The sequence below is a fragment of the Mesorhizobium sp. M4A.F.Ca.ET.090.04.2.1 genome (genome assembly GCF_003999085.1).
Classification (GTDB): domain Bacteria; phylum Pseudomonadota; class Alphaproteobacteria; order Rhizobiales; family Rhizobiaceae; genus Mesorhizobium.
This window is the reverse complement of sequence record NZ_RZOT01000748.1, coordinates 1-2,048: the sequence shown is the minus strand read 5'-3', so window position 1 is coordinate 2,048 and position 2,048 is coordinate 1. Positions and strand designations below refer to the sequence as shown.

General features: G+C 66.0%; 3 protein-coding genes. 1 reads left to right on the top strand and 2 read right to left on the bottom strand.

The window, feature by feature from the left end:
• A partial coding sequence (locus EN781_RS31320; RefSeq protein WP_127400669.1) for an HTH domain-containing protein occupies positions 1 to 236 on the bottom strand: 236 nt, incomplete at its 3' end.
• A gap of 126 nt (positions 237 to 362) precedes the next feature.
• Between EN781_RS31320 and EN781_RS31315 the strand changes: the two genes are divergently transcribed.
• Entirely contained in the window at positions 363 to 998 is a 636-nt protein-coding gene (locus EN781_RS31315; RefSeq protein ID WP_126057083.1) for a LysE family translocator, read from the top strand.
• Between the two features lie 93 nt (positions 999 to 1,091).
• Here the strand turns inward: EN781_RS31315 and EN781_RS31310 are convergent.
• Positions 1,092 to 2,048: 3-deoxy-7-phosphoheptulonate synthase (locus EN781_RS31310; RefSeq protein ID WP_127400668.1), on the bottom strand; the 957-nt coding region annotated here is incomplete at its 5' end.

Below are 2,048 nucleotides of genomic sequence, written 5' to 3'. Positions count from 1 at the left end.
GCCTCCATCTCCTCGATCGAGAACATCAGTGGCGGCAGGTCGAAGCCTGGACGCAGGACGTAGCCAATGCCGCGCCCGCCCTCGATCGGAACGCGCATCGCCTGAAGTGCCGCGATATCGCGATAGATCGAGCGCACTGTCACTTCCAGCTGTTCGGCAATCATGGCCGCCGTCACCGGCTGCCTAGCCAGCCGCAGGATCTGGATGATCTCGAACAGGCGCGAGGCCTTGCGCATTTCCTTACCAGCTCCGAACGCAACTGACACATCCCCGTCAGTTGCGATGAACTATAGGGCCGCTTACCGGCTTGAAAATCAATAGATTCATTGGCGCCTTGCGGGGCGCGGCGACAGGCAACTGACATGGGCTATGCGGAAAATCTCTGGCTCTTCTTCATCCTGCTGTTCGGGATCATCGCCGTGCCTGGCATGGACATGCTGTTCGTGCTGGCCAATGCGCTGACCGGCGGCAGCAACAGAGGCCTTGCCGCGACCGGCGGCATCATGCTGGGCGGCATTGTGCACACGCTGAACGGCGCGATCGGCGTCGGCCTGCTCATGCATTTCGTACCGATCCTGTTCACGCCGCTGCTGGTCGCCGGCGCCGCCTACATGGCCTATATCGGCATCACGCTGATGCGCAGCTCCATCACCATCGGCCAGGACGGGCCTTCCGGCAGCCGTTCCGCCTGGAAGGCGTTTCGCCAGGGGCTGATGACCTGCCTGATCAATCCGAAGGCCTACCTCTTCATCCTCGCCGTCTATCCGCAGTTCCTGAAGCCGGATTACGGCCCGATCTGGATGCAGGCGACCGTCATGGGGCTGATGACGATCGCCACGCAGGCCGCCATCTATGGCGGGCTCGCGGTTACCGCCGGCCGCAGCCGTGAGCTACTGGTCGCCAACCCGCAGGCGACCGTCCTTGCCGGTCGGGCGGCGGGGCTGCTGCTGTTCGCGGTCTCGGTGTTCACCGCCTGGGAGGGATTGAGGGCGGCGTGAGCCTCAAGGGCCCACGCCGAGTTCCTTCCAGCATCCCGCATCCGTCTCGGCGCTGCGCGTCCGATCCACCTTCTCCCAGAGGGGAGTAGGAAGTCAGGCCGCGCCCTGCCGGGTCGCCAGCATTTCGCGTTTCACGGACCGGCGCCATTCGACCGCGCCGGCAAGCCCGTGCAGCACCGTCTCGGTGGTCGCCCAGTCGATGCAGCCATCGGTGATGCTCTGGCCGTAGGTGAGCGGCTTGCCCGGCACCACGTCCTGGCGGCCGGCGACGAGGTTGCTCTCGATCATGACGCCGATGATGCGCTCGTCGCCGGTCGCCACCTGGCCGGCCACGTCGGCCGCCACCTTGGGCTGGTTCTCCGGCCTCTTGCTGCTGTTGGCGTGGCTGACATCGATCATCAGACGCGGCGCGACCCCGATGCGTCCGAGTTCCGCAGCGGACGCGGCGACGCTCGCCGCGTCGTAGTTGGGCTGGATCCCGCCGCGCAGGATGACGTGGCAGTCCTCGTTGCCGGTGGTCGCCGCGATCGCGCTCCGCCCGCCCTTGGTCACCGCCATGAAATGATGCGGCTGCGCGGCCGATTTCACCGCCTCGGCGGCGATCCGAAGATTACCGTCGGTGCCGTTCTTGAAGCCGACCGGGCAGGAGAGGCCCGACGCCAGCTCGCGATGGATCTGGCTTTCGGTTGTGCGCGCGCCGATGGCGCCCCAGGCGACGAGGTCGGCGATGTATTGCGGCGTGGTCATATCGAGGAACTCGGTCGCCGCCGGCAGGCCGAGATTGTTGACGGCGGCGAGCACGTTGCGCGCCATACGCAACCCCTTGTCGATGTTGAAGCTGCCGTCGAGGTCGGGATCGTTGATCAGACCCTTCCAACCGACCGTGGTGCGCGGCTTCTCGAAATAGACGCGCATGACGATCTCGAGCCGGTCGGCAAGGGCTTCGCGCAGCGCCGCCAGACGGCTGGCGTAGTCCATCGCGGCGACCGGATCGCGGATCGAACAGGGGCCGACGATGACCAAAAGCCGGTCGTCGGCACCCGTCAGGAT